The sequence below is a fragment of the Mesorhizobium sp. M0761 genome, from assembly GCF_040320205.1.
Taxonomy (GTDB): domain Bacteria; phylum Pseudomonadota; class Alphaproteobacteria; order Rhizobiales; family Rhizobiaceae; genus Mesorhizobium.
Map to the genome: position 1 here is coordinate 124,900 of NZ_JAMYPF010000011.1, position 19,959 is coordinate 144,858.

Annotated in this window: 16 protein-coding genes; 11 read left to right on the forward strand and 5 right to left on the reverse strand. The window is 60.6% G+C overall.

Annotated elements, in window-relative coordinates; all coding sequences use genetic code 11:
* From cyoB to cyoD, 3 genes are read left to right on the forward strand one after another with little or no spacing between them, the layout of a single operon-like run.
* Positions 1-2,001 (forward strand): cytochrome o ubiquinol oxidase subunit I, encoded by a 2,001-nt coding sequence (gene cyoB / locus NKI32_RS19210; RefSeq protein ID WP_352514042.1) that lies wholly within the window; start codon positions 1-3, stop codon positions 1,999-2,001.
* Positions 1,998-2,684: a cytochrome (ubi)quinol oxidase subunit III gene (locus tag NKI32_RS19215; RefSeq protein WP_353003221.1), complete on the forward strand. Its 687-nt coding sequence runs from the start codon at positions 1,998-2,000 to the stop codon at positions 2,682-2,684. Before cyoB ends, NKI32_RS19215 begins: the two co-directional genes overlap by 4 nt.
* A complete protein-coding gene (gene cyoD, locus NKI32_RS19220; protein ID WP_023712206.1) occupies positions 2,681-3,091 on the forward strand; it encodes a cytochrome o ubiquinol oxidase subunit IV in 411 nt (136 codons plus the stop codon). The genes NKI32_RS19215 and cyoD overlap by 4 nt, the downstream gene beginning before the upstream one ends.
* Before the next feature lie 71 nt (positions 3,092-3,162).
* Here the strand turns inward: cyoD and NKI32_RS19225 are convergent, their stop codons facing one another.
* Positions 3,163-6,492, reverse strand: coding sequence for a DEAD/DEAH box helicase (locus NKI32_RS19225; protein WP_353003173.1), 3,330 nt, complete (start codon positions 6,490-6,492; stop codon positions 3,163-3,165).
* A 308-nt stretch (positions 6,493-6,800) separates the two neighbouring features.
* On the opposite strand from NKI32_RS19225, the gene NKI32_RS19230 reads away from it, so the two are divergent.
* From NKI32_RS19230 to NKI32_RS19240, 3 genes are all read left to right on the forward strand, one after another.
* Positions 6,801-7,640, forward strand: coding sequence for a Crp/Fnr family transcriptional regulator (locus NKI32_RS19230; protein ID WP_353003175.1), 840 nt, complete (start codon positions 6,801-6,803; stop codon positions 7,638-7,640).
* A gap of 19 nt (positions 7,641-7,659) precedes the next feature.
* Positions 7,660-7,896: a DUF6894 family protein gene (locus NKI32_RS19235; protein ID WP_023668023.1), complete on the forward strand. Its 237-nt coding sequence runs from the start codon at positions 7,660-7,662 to the stop codon at positions 7,894-7,896.
* A gap of 202 nt (positions 7,897-8,098) precedes the next feature.
* Positions 8,099-8,275, forward strand: a complete 177-nt coding sequence (locus tag NKI32_RS19240) for a hypothetical protein (protein WP_023687819.1) — start codon at positions 8,099-8,101, stop codon at positions 8,273-8,275.
* A 185-nt stretch (positions 8,276-8,460) separates the two neighbouring features.
* Here the strand turns inward: NKI32_RS19240 and NKI32_RS19245 are convergent, their stop codons facing one another.
* From NKI32_RS19245 to NKI32_RS19260, 4 genes are all read right to left on the reverse strand, one after another.
* Positions 8,461-8,853: a response regulator gene (locus NKI32_RS19245; protein WP_023687818.1), complete on the reverse strand. Its 393-nt coding sequence runs from the start codon at positions 8,851-8,853 to the stop codon at positions 8,461-8,463.
* 241 nt (positions 8,854-9,094) lie between these two features.
* Positions 9,095-9,625 carry a DUF1003 domain-containing protein gene (locus NKI32_RS19250; RefSeq protein ID WP_023681128.1) on the reverse strand — a complete coding sequence of 177 codons (531 nt, stop codon included), beginning with the start codon at positions 9,623-9,625 and terminating at the stop codon, positions 9,095-9,097.
* 20 nt (positions 9,626-9,645) lie between these two features.
* The gene (locus tag NKI32_RS19255; protein WP_353003178.1) at positions 9,646-10,704 is read right to left on the reverse strand and encodes an alpha/beta fold hydrolase; all 1,059 of its coding nucleotides are present in this window, start codon (positions 10,702-10,704) and stop codon (positions 9,646-9,648) included.
* Positions 10,705-10,832: 128 nt separating this feature from the next.
* Positions 10,833-11,087, reverse strand: coding sequence for a hypothetical protein (locus NKI32_RS19260; RefSeq protein WP_023681126.1), 255 nt, complete (start codon positions 11,085-11,087; stop codon positions 10,833-10,835).
* Between the two features lie 221 nt (positions 11,088-11,308).
* Between NKI32_RS19260 and NKI32_RS19265 the strand changes: the two genes are divergently transcribed.
* From NKI32_RS19265 to NKI32_RS19285, 5 genes are all read left to right on the forward strand, one after another.
* Positions 11,309-14,461, forward strand: coding sequence for a GAF domain-containing protein (locus NKI32_RS19265; RefSeq protein WP_353003180.1), 3,153 nt, complete (start codon positions 11,309-11,311; stop codon positions 14,459-14,461).
* Between the two features lie 367 nt (positions 14,462-14,828).
* Positions 14,829-15,797, forward strand: coding sequence for a manganese catalase family protein (locus NKI32_RS19270; RefSeq protein WP_023681124.1), 969 nt, complete (start codon positions 14,829-14,831; stop codon positions 15,795-15,797).
* A 135-nt stretch (positions 15,798-15,932) separates the two neighbouring features.
* Positions 15,933-16,982: a chemotaxis protein CheB gene (locus NKI32_RS19275; protein ID WP_353003182.1), complete on the forward strand. Its 1,050-nt coding sequence runs from the start codon at positions 15,933-15,935 to the stop codon at positions 16,980-16,982.
* 274 nt (positions 16,983-17,256) lie between these two features.
* Positions 17,257-18,039: a heme-binding protein gene (locus NKI32_RS19280; protein ID WP_353003184.1), complete on the forward strand. Its 783-nt coding sequence runs from the start codon at positions 17,257-17,259 to the stop codon at positions 18,037-18,039.
* Positions 18,036-19,913 carry a methanol/ethanol family PQQ-dependent dehydrogenase gene (locus NKI32_RS19285; RefSeq protein WP_353003186.1) on the forward strand — a complete coding sequence of 626 codons (1,878 nt, stop codon included), beginning with the start codon at positions 18,036-18,038 and terminating at the stop codon, positions 19,911-19,913. Before NKI32_RS19280 ends, NKI32_RS19285 begins: the two co-directional genes overlap by 4 nt.
* The last annotated feature ends 46 nt before the right edge of the window (positions 19,914-19,959 follow it).

The window sequence follows — 19,959 nt, forward strand, 5'->3', positions numbered from 1 at the left end:
ATGCTGGGCAAGCTCGACTGGTCGGCCGTTCCTTTCGATCAACCCATCCCCCTCGGCGCAGCCCTTGGCGTCTTTCTGGCAGCAGCCGCCGTGCTTGGCTGGATAACGGTGAAGGGGTACTGGCCATATCTGTGGAGCGAGTGGATAAGCTCGGTCGACCACAAGCGCATCGGCGTGATGTACATTGTGCTGGCGATGCTCATGCTTCTTCGTGGTTTTATCGATGCTATCATGATGCGCACACAACAGGTGCTGGCGATTCACGGGCCGGGCTACCTCCCGCCGGAGCATTACGACCAGATCTTTTCCGCGCACGGCACGATCATGATCTTCTTCGCCGCGATGCCGTTCATGATCGGCCTGATGAATTTCGTCGTGCCGCTGCAGCTTGGCGTACGCGATGTCGCTTTTCCGACGCTCAATTGCGTCAGTTTCTGGCTGACGGCTTCCGGAGCCCTGCTGGTCAACATCTCGCTTGTGATCGGCGAGTTCGCGCGCACCGGCTGGCTGCCCTATGCCCCTTTGTCGGAAACCACCTACTCGCCGGGCGTCGGTGTCGATTATTATCTGTGGGCGATCCAGATCTCCGGCGTCGGCACGCTGCTCACCGGTGTCAACCTGGTGACGACTATCCTCAAGATGCGGGCGCCGGGAATGGGCTATCTGCGAATGCCGATGTTCTGCTGGACCTCGCTCGCGTCCAACCTGCTCATTGTCGCAGCCTTCCCGATCCTTACCGCCACGCTCGCAATGCTGACGCTGGACCGGTATCTCGGCTTCCACTTCTTCACCAACGAAGCCGGTGGAAATCAGATGATGTTCGTCAACCTGATCTGGGCGTGGGGCCATCCCGAAGTATACATCCTGGTGCTTCCCGCCTTCGGAATCTTTTCCGAGATTTTCTCGACTTTTTCATCGAAGCCGCTGTTCGGATACCGTTCGATGGTCGCGGCCACGATGTTCATCTGCATCGTCTCGTTCATGGTCTGGCTGCATCACTTCTTCACCATGGGTGCCGGAGCGGACGTTAATGCCGCCTTCGGCATCGCCACGTCGGTCATTGCCGTGGGAACCGGTGTGAAAATCTACAACTGGCTCTTCACCATGTATGGCGGGCGCGTTCGTTTCGACACGCCGATGCTTTGGGCACTGGCTTTCGTGACCACCTTCACCGTCGGCGGCATGACTGGCGTCCTGCTTGCCGTCCCGCCGGCCGACTTCGTGCTACACAATTCCCTTTTCCTCGTCGCGCATTTCCATAACGTCATCATCTCCGGCGTGTTGTTTGGAGCATTCGCCGGCTTCACCTACTGGTTCCCCAAGGCGTTCGGCTTCCGTTTGCACGAAGGCTGGGGAAAGGCGGCATTTTGGGTCACCTTGGCCGGCTACATGCTGGTCTTCGTACCGCTCTATATTGTCGGTCTGCTCGGCATGACGCGGCGCCTGCAACATATCGATATGGACCTTTGGGCACCGTGGCTGGTGGTGGCCGCTTTCGGCGTGGTGGTGATGATCGCCGGCGCGGCGCTGCAGATCACACAGCTTTTCGTTTCGGTCCGGCATCGCGACAAGTTTCGCGACGAAACCGGCGACCCGTGGGACGGGCGTTCGCTGGAGTGGTCGACATCTTCTCCTCCTCCTGTCTTCAATTATGCACGGCTGCCTCACGTGGAAGACGAAGAGCCCTACTGGAGCATCAAGCAACGAGGGATCGAACAGAGCTCGGACGAGGAAAAGGCATATGAGCCGATCGAGATGCCTCGCAACAGCCCGACTGGCTTCGTCACCGCCTTCTTCAGCACACTGATCGGCTTCGCGCTGATCTGGCATATATGGTGGCTGGCGATCGTCGGCTTCATCGGCGCCTACGCAACCTTCGTCGTATTCGCCTGGCGCGATCATGGAGACTACGAGATCCCTGTCGACGAGGTCGCCCGCATCGATCATGACCACAAGGCAGCCCAGTTTGCCTGGCTGCGCGGGTGGGAGCGCCCGGCATGAGCGATCACGCATTCTCCGGCGACATCAGCGCCGGCACCCAGGCACGGGACCCGTATCGGCTTAATCACACCGGTCGGCATGCGGTGCGCTCTGCGACGGGCCACGGAGAAGGCGGCCCGGCCTCAAAGTTCGTCACGGTGACCTACGGCTTCTGGATCTTTCTCCTGTCCGACATCATCATGTTCTCGGCATTTTTCGCCACCTACGCCGTGCTCGCCAAGGCAACCGCCGGCGGACCGACAGGCAAGGATCTGTTCGAACCGACACGGGTTGCGGTCCAGACGGGCCTTCTGCTCACTTCGAGCTTCACCGGCGGCGTGGCAACACTCGCCACCCTTCGCAGATCAATGGCTGCCACGCAGTTCTGGCTTCTCGTCACGGGGTTGCTCGGGGCAGCGTTCCTGTTCCTGGGACTGCAGGAGTTCGCGGCAATGATCGGCGAGCAGGCAGGCCCCTCGCGCAGCGCATTTCTTTCTGCCTTCTTTGCGCTCGTTGGCTGCCACGGTGCCCACGTCGGTCTCGGCCTGCTTTGGCTGGGAACGATGATGGCGCAGCTGTGGGTCAAGGGCTTTCGGCCCGACATTTTGCGGCGGCTCCACTGCTTCGGGCTCTTCTGGCACACCCTCGACATCATCTGGGTTGCCATCTTCACCCTGGTCTATCTGCTGGGAGCATCGTCATGACCGAGATCGAGAGCAAGACCGGCGAGTTGCAGGACCGCCGCGATTCAGCGCCGGGCGAGGAACACATAAGCGAGCACGAAACCGCTGGGGGCCTCTCGGGCTATGTGCTCGGCTTCGGGCTGGCCATCCTGCTCACGATCGCGTCATTCCTGGCGGCGCGAACCGACCTGATTTACCAGCCCGCGGTCATCTCGGCCCTGGTGGTGCTCGCCGTTGCGCAGATGGGCGTGCATCTTGTCTTCTTTCTGCACCTGACCACCGGGCCGGACAACACCAACAACATCCTGGCCCTGGCCTTCGGCGTGCTGATCGTCGCGCTGGTGGTTCTGGGCTCTATCTGGATCATGGCCCATCTGAATGAAAACATGGCTGCCATGACACCCCATCAAGCCGGAACGATGCCTTGAACGCTGCCCTGCGAACGCACAGCCGCCACAGTGCACCATTCGCACCGTGGGCCGAGGAGACAAAAGGCTCGTCAGATCTCGTGCTTTGGCTGGGCTGCACGTAGGGCATCAAGCGCTAAGCGGACCGCATCGATGCCTGAGACGCCGGGCGGGATTGGCCTGAAAATCAGGCGGCCGTTCCGGTACTCCAGGCCCAAAGCCTTGCTGTTCCGCCATCGGGACGCCGACGGCTTGTTCCGAGGGGTGATCGCGATGGCCTCGGGACCCACATCGACTTTGCCGACGCCCAATTCCGACGCTGCTATTCGCAACCTGGTAAATTCCAGCAAAAGGGTTACTTCGCTAGGCGTGTCTCCAAAGCGGTCCTCGAGCTCTTCGCTGAATGTATCGAGGTCCGGCTCCGAACGGATGCGGGAGAGCCGCGCATAGAGGCCAACGCGCACCGTAGGCTCGTCGACATAGCTCTCGGGAAAAGCCCCCTTTCCCGAGCCATTGATCTCGGCAAGTTGCTTGCCGAAGTCGGCCCCTCCGCCAGCCGCCGAGACCGCGCGCTCCAGCAAGTGCTCGTACAAGCCCACTCCGATCAGCTTCATATGCCCGGCCTGGTCTTCTCCGAAAAGATCGCCGGCGCCACGCAGGTCGAGGTCCCTTTGACTGATTGCCAGGCCTGAGCCGAGCCGATCGAGCGCAAGCATCGTCGAAAGCCGGGCCCTGGTGCCGTCGGCCAGTTCAACGCCAGGCTGGGTCAGAAGAAACGCAACGGCCTGCACCGCCCCCCTTCCGACCCGGCCCCGCAACTGGTGCAACTGCGCCAGACCGAACCGGTCGGGGCGCCAAACGATGATGGTGTTGGCCCGCGGCACATCGAGGCCGCTCTCGATGATGTCGGTGCTCAACAAAATGTCGCCATCACCGTCGGCGAATCCGACCATGACTTCGTCCAGCTGTCTCCCCTTCATTTCACCATGCGCCGTCTTGACCCGGAGTTCCGGCACCAGTCTGTTCAGTTGGTCACAGGCCGGGGCAATATCCTCGATCCGCGGGACCACGAAAAAGCTCTGTCCACCCCGGTGAAATTCACGCAGAAGGGCCGCGCGCACCGATGCTGGATCGAACGCTGCCAAGATCGTGCGAACGGGACGTCTTTTGGCGGGCGGAGAGTTTAGAACGCTGACGTCCTGGATGCCTGACAACGCCGATTGCAGCGTCCGGGGTATCGGTGTGGCGCTCATGCTCAGCGTATGGAGGCGAGGCGCCATGGTCCGCAGGGCCCGCTTCAACTTGACCCCGAACCGGTGCTCCTCGTCGATCACCAGCAGTCCAAGATTGGCGAAGGTGACGCTCTTGGACGCCAGGGCCTGAGTACCCACAACGACCGTAACCTGGCCGCTCCGCAGACCCTCTTTTGCCGCTCTCGCCTCCGCTGCCCCGACCATCCTAGAAAGGTGGGCGACCTGCAGGCCGGTTCCTGCGAAGCGGCGGCTGAACGTCTCATAGTGCTGTCGTGCCAACACTGTTGTCGGCGCTATGATAGCAACCTGTTTCCCGCAGAGAGCGGCGGCGGCGCAAGCACGCAGGGCGACCTCTGTCTTGCCGAAGCCAACATCGCCGCAGACGAGCCGGTTCATTGTTCTTCCCGACGAAAGGTCATCGAGCACAGCGCGGATGGCGGCCGCTTGGTCGGGCGTCTCCGTATAGGGAAATCTCGCCGCAAAACGAGCCAAGTCCGTGCGGGAGGGCTTCATGATCTCGGCAGGCTGGCTGGACCTGATTTTGGCAAGGCCCAAGAGGCGCTTGGCCAGCCTGTCGATCTCGCGCAACGCAGCTTCGCGTCGCTTCGGCCAGCCCTCGCCTTTGAGGCGATCGAGCGACACTGCCTCCGGTTCCGAACCGTAGCGCCATATTCGTCCAAAGTCGTCGACCGGAACCAGCAAGGAAGCACCGCCATGATATTCCAGCCTGACGACATCCTGTTGCTGGCCAGCCAACTCGACCTGTTCGACCGCGGCGAGCACGCCGAGGCCATGGTCTTCATGGACGACGACATCGCCAATGCGCAACTCGGGTTCGAGTATGCCCGTGGTCGCGCTCCCGTTCGCCTTCAACGCGGGACCAAACAGGTCGGATGCGGCCACCACCGCGATATTGGATTGCGCGTCGACAAACCCTTCGTCGAGGACGAATTCAGCCTTGAGAAGAGAGCCCCTTGCGGCCGAAAGGATTTGCGGCAAGTCGGCCGCTTCCTCTGCCCGCCGGCCTAGTCTCCTATCGAGCAGGCGATCTGCTCGCTGCAATTCAGAGGCATCGCCGGTGAACACTACTCTGACTCCGGCGCTCGTCTGCCTTGTGACGAATTCCGCGAAATCATGCCCGGGTCGGGCCTGGCGGAAGAATTTGGGAACTCCCACGGCAGAAACGGCAAGTCTCACGCAGCAGCGGTTAAGCAGAGCAGCGTCCCACTCTTCACGGGATAGGTAAAATCGTCCCGGCAAAGGTTTTTTCGTTCCGGCTGCCTCCTGCCTGGCACGACGTGCATCCTCGACCAGATCCAGAATTCTGCCGAGCGGCTGCCCGTCGGTCCCTTCAAGGAAGGAGATCGAGGCGCTGGAAGCCGCATCGAAGACGGATGGCATAGCGCCATACGATGCGACCAGGCGCTCTTCCATCGACGTCGCGCGCATCGCTGTCAGCTCAGGATGCTCACCAGCTTTAAAGATCAGCTCGGATGCCGGTCCGACCGTAACCGAGTCTCGAACCTGATCGCTGAGCTGACTGAGCGGGTCGTAGGTCTTGAGCTGGCCGATGCAGGCATCGGGACCAACGATGATGCGAACGGGGCCATCCGCGCCAGCAGGGAAAATATCGATGAGATCGCCCCGAAAGGCTATCTCACCCGGTTCGTCGACCCTCTCGTCGACGACATAGCCAATGGCTTCGGACCTGGTTCTGAAATCGTCACGGTCGAGCTTTTGGCCTACCTCCAGAATTGTGAAACCGCCAGCGATGACGGGAGCAGGCGGCACCCGCTGCAGAATGGCTTCAAGCGACATTACAGCGATGCGCGGGCGATCCGGCTTCGTTGCGATCTCATGCAACGCACGAAGCCTTCGCCCCATATTGGCGCGTGTGGGCCACACCCTGTCGTAGGGCAGGCAATCCCAGGACGGCAGCAAGATTATATCCGCGTCAGGCAGGAACTGACGCAAGGCGCCGGCGATCTCCTCGGCACTGCGTTCCGAGGGAGCTATATGGATGATGTGCTTGTCCCGACTGGTCTCCAGGCCACGCGCCAGCGCTACCGCGATTGCTGAGGATGGCGGTCCGCCGTGCTCTATCGCAAACCCGCTGTCACCCGTGTGATCGATTTGTTCGACATCCGTCCGCGAAATATGCCTGTTCACTGAAATCTCACCTTGCCACTGAGACAACGTCAGCGGAGCCACCCCGTTCCTGGTGGCGCATCAAAGAGTTCCAGGACGGCTGCGGGTGCAGCCCTTGAAATGGGCGGAGCGACAGGGTCAAAGCTGCGCCGTGATCGGCGAACTCCTGGGGCTGGCTGCCCAGCGGGACAATTTCTAGCCGAGCCTATGTCATAGGTTAATGCATTGCTGCCTGGCTCACCTATGGCTGTCCTAAAAAACTGGTGCTTCGATCATTCCGGGATCTTCAACCACGCTCGACGCTGGCAAAACGCTCCAGGCATGGGACCATGCCGCACGGCGGCGCCTTCTGCCGCCGCGCATATGTCCCCATGCCAGTCGGAACTTTTGGCGCGGATAGTAGTTCGATCACCAACATCAGCCAGGTAGTCAATTTGTTCCCCACCTCATCCTCGGATGTACTCATTCGCAAGCTTCAGACCATCTCGGATCTTCGAGAGGCCGACATCGGCGTTCTGAAAGGCATTCCGATCCAGGAGAAGGAATATTCGGCCAACCACGATCTGGTGCGTGAGGGCGACCGTCCTGTTTACTCGTTTGTCGTTCTTGATGGCTTGGTCGGTTCCACCAAACATACGGGCGAAGGAAAGCGACAAATCACATCATTCTTCGTCGCCGGCGACATTCCTGATCTGCATGGGCTGCATCTGTCGGTCATGGATTGTAACTTCTCGACCCTTACGCCGGCGCGAATAGGTTTCATGCGGCATGACACCCTGCGTGCCGTTTGCGACCAGCACCCTCGCATCGCCACCGCTTTTTGGCGGTCGACGTTGATAGATGCCGCGATTTACAGGGAGTGGGTCATCAATGTGGGAAGACGCGAGGCATACACCCGCATGGCTCACATCCTGTGCGAACTGATTTTTCGCTTGCGCTCCATGGGGCGCATTGAGGATCACGTGGCGGATATCCCCATTACACAGGCGGCCCTTGGCGATGCACTGGGTTTGTCCACGGTCCACGTCAACCGGATGCTCCAGGAACTACGACGCAGAGGCCTCATTGCCACCTCGGGATCAAAAGTTCACGCACTGGACTGGGCTGGCCTCACTCACGCAGGAGATTTCGACACGACTTACCTGCACCAAAGGAACCCCGCAGATTAGCAGTGACGGAAGCTCTCCGATGGCACGATTTTTCTTCGACAGCGGCGATGGCGATCTCATCTTCGAGGACGAAATAGGTGTCGAATGCGCTGGCCTCGAGGAGGTCCGCCGCGCGGGATTCGAGGGCCTTGTCGACCTCACGAGAGAGTCACTGAAGAGCGTCGACGGGCAGCAATTGTTTATCGAAGTGCGCGATGAAAATGGCGCCAAGATTTTGCGGCTGAGCCTCTCGCTTCGGGTAAAATCGAACGTATAAATTTGCACTCTACGCGCAGCGTTAGGCGAGCGGACTGGGACTGCAAACATCCACTGGCATGTCGTGTCTCAAAACCAGGGCCACTTTTGAGCGACATGCATTAACCCATAGATTGTGCCTCGATTCGCCTCGATTTGTGTACAGGACGGGGAACCATCAAAGAGCCGCCGAGTTCGTCCAACGGACAAGCTCGGAATCTAACATGGAAGAAATCGGCAAGGCACAACAAAAGGTCATAGCCCGCCTCATACGGGAGTGGATTTCATCGGACGCCAATCGTCGCCAGCTTCGCCAGTTGCTGGATCTGCCGACAGATGCGGACATGCCCAGCGAGCATCGGTCATTGCTTGACGAACTCGACCGAAAGCTCAACCAATGAGCGCCCCTGCTTTCGGGAGGGCATCCGAGTTGATGCGAGCCGGTGGCGAGGGAAAGGAGCTGAGGTCGACATCTGGTTGAGGCCGCCGACATTTGACCCAAGCAGACGCGAACGCTTTACGCCGGACGGCGCCGATTGGCCGAAGAAAGAATGTTCGGTGGTTTCGTGGAGCCGCGGTCCGATTCCTAGAGGTGAGTTTCTGCACCTTGCTGCGCGTTTAAAAGTTGAGAAACGGCAGTTATGATCTGCGGCAGAAAAAAGGGCTTGGTGATCATTATGCTGTTGGGCACACCTTCCGCTCCCCAGTGTACCGCGCTGTCGCCACTGATATAGACAACCGGGATGGTCGAGTTGGACCTTCGCAAGTGCCGAGCGACCTCCCACCCCGACTGTCCTGCTCCCAGACGGATGTCCGTGAGCACGGCCTTGAACTTGGTCGGATCGGGGTCGAAAGCCGCCAGCGCCTCGGCGGCACTCCGAGTGCCGACGACCTGGAAGCCGGCCTCCTCCAAAGCTGACTCGAGGTCGAGCAGGATCATTGTCTCATCTTCGACGATCAGAACAGCACCTTCGCTCATCCGGAATCTCCCCAAGCCGCCACCGCTAATACGAGTTCGGCGTCAACTTGGTTCCATCTGACGCGCAGCAGCCTGTTGGTATCGAAGCTCTACGCTGCCTCGATTGCGCGGCGGACTTGTGACGTCGGGAAGCCACCCTGGAAAAGGCCGACACCGGCTTAGCTGCTTCGACACCTTGGACAATGAGGCTGAATTACAGGTTGTAGCCGACGCTTAACCGTTGCCGACGAGGTCGCTTTGATCAAGCGTTCTCCTGATCTCCAGAAGCTTGCTGGATCTGCGTCATCACCTTTTGGGGATCCACATTCTCGGCGAGTTCCGGCAGCTCTTTGTCGGCCGGGGTCGAGATATTCAGACGCGCCGTCAAGGCAGCCACCATCTCGATCAGCCGCGTGGTTTCATGTTCGTTCAGAAGGCTGATCTGCAAATCCAGTTCGGCTCGCCGCTCGCTGTGTGCGGCCATTCTGTTCTGATTGATCAGCACAAAGGTAGACAGGAAGATTGCCTCAACCGAGGCGACCATGGCCAGGATCACGAAAGTCGGGTCCCAAGCTGGGACGGCTGGTATCGCGCCAAGGTTCGCGAGGACCCAGACGACAAGAATTGCAAGGTGCAGATAGACGAAAGTCATGCTTCCCGCGAAGCGCGAAACAGCGCCGGCGACCCACGCTTGAACGCCTTGGTGCTCCTCTTGCTGCCGCCTGTGCTCCACCAGGGCCTGTATGTTCTGGTGGAGCACCGACTGCATGTCGGCTGGACGTTGGTCGCTCATTTGAAAGCCCCGTTTGGAGATCATTCCGTGCAAGCGGCGTCGCTTATCGCCGGTGGCTCCCGCGAGGCCGGATCTGCCTTGAACTCGTCGGCACGCGACTTGGGTCGCTGCCAACGGCCCGCTTGGAACAAGGCGTGCCGCCCTGCAATAGTGTGCACCATGCCAACCACTGCTTGCGGGGCGCTCTGATGAACCATATGGCCGGCGCCCGGAACCACCTCGAGGAGAGACCCACCGACTTCCGCGTGCAAGCGTCGTGCATCGCGTTGCGCGTCGAACAAACGATCCCCGGATCCCGCCATGATGCCGGTGGGCACGGCAATGTCCCTATAGTTGGCTTTTCCCAACAGGGACGCGGCCAGCATCGATGCTGTCTCCAGAGAAACCGCCCGCAGTTGGGAAGGGCGGCTGGCGACATCTTTGGCAAGTGCGGCGAACTCGCCGGCGACGACGGCGGGTTTAAAGATCTTCTCCATTGCCCAATGCCAAGCAAGCCTTACAAGCGGCGGCAGCAAGGTGTGACGAAACGCGGTGCCGATCACAGGCAGTGCAGGGAGTGCGGCCAGTGCAAGATCCAGCCGCGGCGGCGGATAGTAATAGCCCGAGACCAGCACGATGCCGGCGACCGATTGAGAATGCCTGCGCGCCAATTCGAGAGCGATCCAAGCTCCCCAGGAATCTCCAAGCACGAGGTATTTCTCTATACCCAGCCCGCAGGCGGCGGCATGTATAAGGTCGGCTTGGTCGCGAGCGGACCAACGCCGGCCGCGCGGCCGTGAGCTTCGCCCAAAACCGGGACGATCAAATGCAAGCACCCGATAGGTCTTTGCCGCCTCATCGAAGATGCCGCTCGACTTGAAATCCTCCGCCATGGATCCATTGCCATGCAGGAGAAGCAGCGGCATGCCGGTTCCGGCTTCGATAAAATGCAGGCGCACACCATCGATCTCCATCACACGTCCGCATGCCCGGCCGGCAATCGCACGTTTGGCGCGGATGGCATTGTATGCCGCCAGCGCCGCCAACGAGGCCGCGAGCAACCCGGTCGCGAGTTTCGGTCCATCTCTGTCGAACGCCATGCCCGTGCCTGTTGGAAACCATCTGCCGACCCCAACTCTCGGGGCGAAAGCTTGTTCCGCCAGACAAGACAACGCTGTACAACCGGCTCAAGCGGCTAAAGTAGGCCTTCTCCATGGAGTTGGGACCGTTAAGCCTGGGCAGCGCTGCTGCCTCCCATTTTCCAATCACCCTGCCAACGTGCGCGCACGGCAATGATCAGCATGGCCGCTTCCGTCATCCCGGTCTGGAAAAGTCTGACCAGCTCTCTGGCGATGGATTCTGCCGCGGTAGTGTCCGACGAAATCTCAAATTCCTCACACAGCGCGTCGAAAACCGACCGAAGCGTTTTCAGGTCGTCTGGATAGAGAGCGTCCGTATTCGTAAGAATGGGTCGGTCAAGCATCAAACGTCTCCAAACGAGTGAAGTGCGGTTCGGGCACCCAGCCAGCGGGAGCTCGTCAAGTGCCCGCTGGTTTCCCCCTTTATCCGCCACAGCGCGCCAAGCTGTCATTAACCTATGACCGGTGCGGCGTGTTCGGCTGACCGGCCCGCCAAAGAAACTGCCGTCCTGCGGGGAACTCTTGGCCGCAGACTGCATTTAAGTCCGGGCAAAACGGGGGCGAAATGGGGGCCACTTCAAGCAATCCGCGATCTGAACTGCAGCGCTTCGAGCTTTTGGCAGCGCTGGGCGACCGTATTCGCGAGATTACGGATCCCGCAGAACTGGCCTACGCAGCCGCGGAACTGCTGGGGAACCATTTTGGCATCAGCCGAGCCGGATACGGCACGATCGATCTAGAGAAAGAAACGATCACCATCGACAGGGACTGGAACGCGCCAGGCATCAAAAGCCTGGCTGGGACGCTGAATTTCAGGAACTACGGCTCGTATATCGAGGATTTGAAGCGAGGCGAAACCGTTGTCTTTGAAAACGCCGAGACAGATCCGCGAACCAGCGGCCATGCGGAGGCACTCAAAGCCATCAGCGCCCAATCCGTCATCAACATGCCCGTCACCGAGCATGGCGGGCTGGTGGCGCTGTTATACCTGAACCACTCCGCGCCCAGACGCTGGGCGACGGAGGAAGTAGCCCTCATTTCGGCAGTCGCGGACCGGACGCGTACGGCGATAGAACGCCTTCGCGCCGAACTGGCCCTGCGTGAGAACGCCGAACGCCTTGCTTTTCTCGACCGCCTCGGCAGGGAGATAGCCCTCGCGGCCGACGCCGATGCTGTCATGCAGATCACCACTCGGCTCCTCGGCGAACATCTTGGCGTCTCGATTTGCGCCTATGCCGACATGGAGCAGGACCAAGACCATTTCACCATCCGCGGCGATTGGAGCGCACCTGGCTCGCCCAGCATCAGGGGATATTACAGTCTTGCCGATTTCGGTCGCCTGGCTGTCACCAATCTCAGCGCCAACAAGCCGCTTATCATCAACAACAACCTTGAGGAAATTGCTCCCGAGGAAGCGAAGACCTTTCAGGATATCGGGATAACGGCAACCATCTGTATGCCTTTGGTCAAACAAGGCCGACTGACTGCCCTGATGGCCATCCACGACAAGCAGCGCCGCGTCTGGTCGCAACGCGAACTGTCCTTGCTGACCGAGGTGACGGAGCGGTCCTGGGCTCACATCGAGCGCGTTCGCTCGGAGCAGGCGGCACGGGCGAGCGAGGAGAGGCTGAGGCTTGCCACCGACGCGGCCGCTATTGGCACCTGGGATTACGATCCCATCAGCGGAGTGCTGCGTTGGGACGACCGGTGCAAAGCCCTTTTTGGTTTGCCGCCGGACGCGGAGGTGACATATGAAAGCGCGTTCCTGGCGGGCCTCCATCCGGAAGATCGCGCACGGGCCGACGAGGCCGTACGCCAGTCGCTTGCGCCGGGCCCCCCCTCCCGCTACGACATCGAATACCGGACGATCGGCCTTCGGGATGGCAAGGAGCGCTGGATTGCCGCAACGGGGGAAGCGCTTTTCCAGTCCGGCCGTGCGATCCGCTTCATCGGCACCGTGGTCGATGTCACCGCGCGAAAGCGGGTGGAGCATCAGCTTCAGTTGATGAACGCCACTGCGGCAGCCGTGGCGGCCGAGCTTGACGTGGAGCGAATTGTCCAGACGGTAACCGATGCCGGCGTGGTGCTGTCGGGCGCACAATTTGGAGCTTTCTTCTACAATGTGATCGACGACAAGGGCGACAGCTATGTGCTCTACGCCCTGTCGGGGGCACCTCGTTCTGCTTTCGAAAACTTTCCGATGCCGCGCAACACCGCGGTGTTCGAGCCCACTTTCCGCGGAACAAGCGTGGTGCGTTCCGATGATATCCTCACGGATCCCCGTTACGGAAAGAACTGGCCCCGCAAGGGAATGCCGGAGGGCCATCTGCCGGTGCGTTCCTATCTCGCCGTGCCGGTCGTCTCGCGTTCGGGCGAGGTCCTGGGCGGCCTCTTCCTTGGTCATTCAGAGACCGGCGTGTTCGCCGAACAGCAAGAAGCGGCCTTGCTGGGGCTTGCCGGCCATGCCGCGACGGCCATCGACAACTCCCGGCTGTTCAAGGCGCTGCAGACACTCAACGGCACGCTCGAACAACGTGTCAAAGATGAAGTTGCGGAACGCGCCAGAGCAGAAGAGCACCTGCGCCAAGCCCAGAAGATGGAAGCTGTCGGACAGCTCACCGGTGGCATCGCGCACGACTTCAACAATATGCTGGCCGTCATCATCGGCGGCCTGAACCTTGTGCAGCGCAAGCTCAGAAACGGCGATACCAACGTCCACCAATTCGTAACCGGCGCGATCGATGGAGCACAACGTGCCGCAGAACTTACCAGACGACTGCTCGCCTTTTCCCGCCAGCAACCACTGGCGCCGAAGCGGCTGAATCCAAATCGCCTCGTCTCCGGTATGAGCGAATTGCTGAACCGGACGCTTGGCGAGACCATCCAGATCGAGACCGTGCTCGCTGCGGGCCTATGGCATGTCGAGGCCGACGCAGGGCAATTGGAAAGCGCGCTGCTCAACCTTTGCGTCAACGCAAGGGATGCCATGCCTGCTGGCGGCAAGCTGACGATCGAGACATCAAACGCCCACGTCGACGATCGCTATGCCAGGGAGAACGCGATCCCCTCCGGCCAGTATGTGATGATAGCGGTCACCGATACAGGAACGGGCATGACTGCTGATGTTGTCGCAAGAGCCTTCGATCCGTTCTTCACCACCAAGGGGGTCGGCAAAGGCACCGGGCTGGGACTCAGCCAAGTCTATGGGTTTGTTCGCCAGTCCGGCGGCAGTGTGAAGATCTATTCCGAGCAGGGCATCGGAACCACCTTGAAAATATATTTGCCGCGCTCGCACCATGGCGTGCTCGACAGCCAAATCGACGTCGTGGCAGGCGAGCACCCCGGCTGTGCAGACGAGATCATCATGGTTGTCGAGGATGAAGATCGCGTCCGGCTGATGGCCGCGGAAGCGCTGCGGGAACTGGGCTACTCCGTGCTGGAAATGCAAGGTCCACGCGAAGCGCTGGTGGCCGTCGAAAGCGGGCAAGTGCCGTCGCTTCTGTTCACCGACGTGGTGATGCCGGAGATGTCGGGCCGGGAGCTGGTGGATCAGGTCAAGACAATGCACCCGTCGCTAAAAGTGCTCTACACCACCGGCTACACACGAAATGCGATTGTCCACAACGGCACGCTCGATTTCGGAACCGAACTTTTGACCAAGCCCTACACGATCGACGAATTGGCAGAGAAAGTCCGGAAGGTGCTGGATCGAAAGTGAACGCGCAACAGCCCGCGACGCTCGCCGTGTGACCGAACCCGGCGTTTGCCGCGTAAGGTGTGCGGCGAAACGGGCCGAAGGTGTCGACACCGACATCGTATTAATATGGCCCGGCTTCACTTTTCCGAGCCAGTATCCCTCCAGATTTTGTCTACCTCTTGCCCATCCGCGGCCTTGCTCATTGCCGTGATGGCGCAGCACGATCGAAATCTCGTTGCCGCCGGTCACCGGTCGGAGAAATAAATGCCGCCTCTGGCTCCCTGCGATGCTCAACACTGAAGCTGCCGTAAAAATGCTCGCTGGCCGATGGCCGGATGGAACAATCATCTTGCGGGGATGTTCGGATGATCTAACCGGAGAGATTTCCATGTTCATGCACAACAAGCGCCTGCAATACACCGTTCGCGTCTCGGAGCCGAATCCTCGCCTGGCCTGCATGATCATGGAACAGTTCGGCGGCGCCGATGGCGAGCTTGCAGCGGCCATGCGCTATTTCACGCAAGGGCTTGGCGAGGACGATCTTGGCCGTCGTGACATGTTGCTCGATATTGCGACCGAAGAACTCAGCCATCTCGAAGTGGTGGGATCAATCGTCACCATGCTCAACAAGGGGCTCAAGGCACAGCTGGCCGAGGGCCAAATGAAGGAAGCCGACCTTTACCTGATGATCGGCGCCAGCGGCACAACAGCCAAGGAATCAATTCTGTTCGGCGGCGCTCCCGCGCTGTGCGACTCAGCCGGCGTTCCCTGGACCGCGGCCTATGTCGACTCGCGCGGTGAACCTACGGTGGATTTGCGGTCGAATATCGCCGCCGAAGCCCGCGCCAAGATCGTTTACGAACGCCTCATCAACATCACCGACGACCCGGGAATCAAGGACGCGCTCGGCTTCCTGATGACCCGCGAGATCGCGCACCAGAAGTCGTTTGAGAAAGCACTCTACGCGATCGAAAACAATTTCCCTTCCGGCAAGCTCCCAGGCGTAGAGAAGTACGCCAGCATGTATGTCAACACCTCTCAAGGCGACGGCGATGTCGCTGGCCCATGGAATTCCGGCGAAGAGTGGGATCGGATCGATGACCTTGAAGAGGTGATGCCCGTCGACGGCGGAGACGGCCTGGCAACTGTCAAGCTGGGGGCCAAAGACATGAAGGTGGTGGCCAGGATGGCCGACCGTACGCTTTCCGATCCGGCTTCCGATCCGACAACAGGCGCTGATCTAGGAGCAGGCCCGGGAGCTGGCCGTACCAAGAACGCCGATTTCGGCGGCGCGGCAAGCATTCAGGAGGCCCCGGCCGTGGCAGAGGCTGCTGTCAAACGCGCACGTAGGCGTTAGTACAGAGCCGACGCGGGCATCTATGTTCCGCGATGCGGCCGGAAGCTAACACCGACGAAGGCAGGGCGCCCGACCAGCAACGGACTGGCCGGAGCGCTCGCATCGACATCTGTGCTGAATGTGGGTGAAGCAACCATGGCCACCGCCGCACCACGATCAGATTCGGAGCGTGCGGGCCAGCCGGACAAGGTCCGTCCCGACGGTTGCGAGAACCGGTGCATCGTGACAATCGGAGCATCGGCCGGCGGCGTCGACGCGCTGAAGAGACTTGTCCGCGATCTTTCGCCGGACATCCCGGCGGCTCTCCTCGTCGTACAGCACGTTGGTCCCACGAGTTACCTCGGCGACATTCTCGGTCGCGCTGCCAACATGCCCGTTGCAAATGCCTCCAACGGCATGAAGGCTAAAAACGGGCACATCTTCGTTGCACCGCCGGGAGCTCACCTTCTGTTACATGACGATCATATGCTGCTGCGGCGCGGGCCGCGCGAGAACCTGGCGCGCCCCGCCATCGACCCCCTGTTTCGATCGGCGGCCTGCAGCTTTGGCGGCAGCGTGATCGGCGTCGTGCTCACAGGCAGCCTCTCCGACGGCACCGCCGGCCTGCACGCAATCAAGATGTGCGGAGGCGTCAGCGTAGTCCAGGACCCCGGCGACGCTGCAGTACCCGACATGCCGCTGAGCGCCTTGCAGAATGTGGAAATCGACCATTGCGTCCCTCTGTCCGAAATGGCTGGCCTGTTGCACAGGCTTGCTTCCGAAATCGCAGGACCGACACCAGAAATCCCGTCCGGCATCCGCCTTGAGGCAGCGATTGCAGCTCAGGAGCACAGCACAATGGAATTGACCGAAGGCCAGCTTGGCACCCCCTCGACATTTGTCTGCCCCGAATGTCATGGCCCCCTATGGGAGATAGAAGACGGGCCGATTACCCGTTACCGCTGCCACACCGGACATGCGTTCGGAGCAGACGTTTTGATGCAGGCCCAGGCTGACGATGCGGAGCAGGCTCTTTGGAGCCTTTTAAGAGCGCACCAGCAGCGGGCTGAGTTGGCGAAACGTACGGCAAAACGCGAAGCCGCGCGGGAAAGACACAGCCTGGCCAGTCAAATGGCTGCGCGGGCCGCGGAATACGAAGCCGACGCGAAACTTATTGAAGAGATCATCCATCGTCGAACGCCGTGACAAGGCAACAGGGTTTGTTAGGGCGGGTGCGTCTGCGCTGTCCCGATCGCATTTTCCCGGATCAGCCGCGTTTGCCTCATTGCTTGGCATGTGGCCACGGGTGTCCAGGTCCCATGCTTTGATTGAACACCTGCACCCAAATCCAACTGCATGAATTTTATGCAAAGCAGGAACATAGAAGCATTACGCGAGTTAGGCACTGACGCATTGGACGTATCCTCGCATTCTGCCGTCTGCCGGGGTGGTCCTTGTTATGTAAACGAATGCCAGGACAATGTCTCGCTATCAGCTTTTCGTACCTCTTTTTGGCCTGCTGTTGCTGATGGGTGGCCTGTTCCACGGGCACGAGGCCATGGCGCAGGAACCCTGTCCGGCCGACCACGACAAGCTGCTTGCAGCCCTCAAAGCCAACGTGAAGGCAAGCGGCGGACCAGCCAATGGCGGCTTTGAAACCAACGAATGGGCAGCCATCGTTGCCCGTGACGGCACTGTCTGCGCGATTGCGTTCAGCGGCCCCACCCCCGACTCGCAATGGCCGGGAAGTCGGCTCATAGCAGCGGAGAAAGCCAACACGGCCAACGGTCTCAGCCTGGCTCAGATGGCCCTCTCTACGGCCAATCTCTATGCGGGGGTGCAGCCGGGCGGGCCGCTATTTGGCCTGCAGGAGACCAATCCCGTCAACCAGGCCGCGGCCTATACGGGCGATCCCAAAACGTTCGGAAGCGCCGGCGACCCGCTCGTCGGCAAGCCGATCGGAGGCGTCGTGGTGTTTGGCGGCGGGCTTGCCCTCTACGACGGCAAGAGCATTGTCGGCGGCCTCGGCGTTTCAGGCGACTCCTCATGCGCCGATCACAATGTCGCCTGGCGTATCCGCGCGGCGCTCGGCTTCGACAAGGTCCCGGCAGGCGTCAATCCAAATCGCAAGGATGCCATTGTCTACGATCTGGACCCCGGCGGCAAAAGCGCTTCGGGCTGGGGCCATCCGCTTTGTGCCGGAACGGAGGCCGACATCGCGGCCGAACTCGGCGCCGGCGTGGGAGGCTCGATCAATAAATGAAAGCTATGCCCCAGTTGGCATTGACGCGCGTTGACGTAGAACGACGTACCCGCAAATTGGCAGCCGGGAATTCCTTTGGCGCTATCCTTCTGGTGACGCTGCTCGCCTGCCTGCTGCTTCTGGGCGCTGCGTCCGAGCCTCCTAAAACACCAGCGATCGTACCGCCAGCCGCAGCTTCGCCACCCGATGACGGCCAATGGACGATGCCGGCCAAGAACTACGCGTCGACGCGCTTCAGCGAACTCTCCGAGATCAATGAAGGCAACGTCAAGAACCTGCAGGTCGCGTTCACGTTCTCGACAGGCGTGAACAAGGGCCAGGAAGCAGCGCCGCTGGTCGTCGGCAACACCATGTATATCGTGACGCCCTTTCCCAACTTCGTCTATGCGCTCGATCTCTCCAAGCCCGGCGCCCCGATGAAGTGGAAGTACGAACCCAATCCCGAGCCGGCGGCACAGGGAGTGGCCTGCTGCGACGTCGTCAACCGCGGGGTGGCATTCGCCGACGGGCGCATCTTTTTCAATACGCTGGACGGCCACACGATTGCCCTTGATGCGAACACGGGCAAGCCGATCTGGAACACTCATGTCGGCAACATCAACATCGGCGAGACCATCACCATGGCGCCGCTTGTGGTGAAGGGCAAAGTGCTGGTCGGCAATTCCGGCGGCGAGATGGGCGTTCGCGGCTGGGTAAAGGCGCTCGACGCCGGCGACGGTCATGTCGTCTGGATCGCCTATAGCACAGGGCCGGACAAGGACGTGCTGATCGGACCGGACTTCAAGCCGCACTACGACATGGACAAAGGCAAGGATCTTGGCGTCACGACGTGGCCGCCGGAAGCCTGGAAGATCGGCGGCGGCAACATGTGGGGCTGGATTTCCTATGATCCCGATCTGAACCTGATCTTCCACGGCACCGGCAATCCCGGACCATGGAATCCGGATTTGCGGCCGGGCGACAACAAGTGGACGTCTGGCATTTTCGCGCGCGATCCCGACACCGGCGCGGCGAAATGGTTCTATCAGTGGAGCCCGCATGACCTCCACGACTATGACGGCATCAACGAGCAGATCCTGCTCGACATGGCCTGGCAGGGCAAGCCGCGCAAGGTGCTGATCCGGCCGGAGCGCAACGGCTATCTCTACATCCTCGACCGGACCACCGGCGAGGTGCTGTCGGCAAAACCCTTTGGTCCGGTCAACTCCAGCAAAGGCGTGGATCTGAAAACCGGTCGGCTGATCGTAAACCCGGACAAGAAGACCGGCACCGGCAAGGTCGTTCGCGATATCTGTCCGACGGCGTCGGGCCTCAAGGACTGGCAGCCTTCCGCGTTCTCGCCGAAGACCGGCCTGCTCTACATCCCGCACAACAATCTGTGCATGGATGAAGAAGGCGTCGAGGTGAACTACATCGCCGGCACGCCCTATGTAGGCATGAACGTCCGCATGATACCAGGGCCTGGCGGTAATCGCGGCGCCTTCACCGCCTGGGACATCGCCGCGGAGAAACCCGCCTGGAGCCTCAAGGAGAATTTCCCGGTGTGGAGCGGCGCGGTAGTGACCGCCGGCGACGTTGTCTTCTATGGCACGATGGAAGGCTGGTTCAAGGCGGTTAGCGCCAAGACTGGAGACCTGCTTTGGCAGTTCAAGACCTCGTCCGGGATCATCGGCCAGCCCATCACCTATCGCGGTCCCGACGGGCACCAATATGTCGCCATCCTCTCAGGCGTCGGCGGCTGGGCCGGCGCCATTGTATCGGGCGATCTTGATCCGCGTGACGCCACCGCCGCGCTCGGTTTCGTCAATGCCATGAAGGATCTGAAGAACGCGACAACCTCGGGAGGCACGCTTTATGTGTTCCGGCTGCCTTGATGAATTGTACTTGACCGTAGGTCCGGCGCGAAAGGCGTGTCAACGA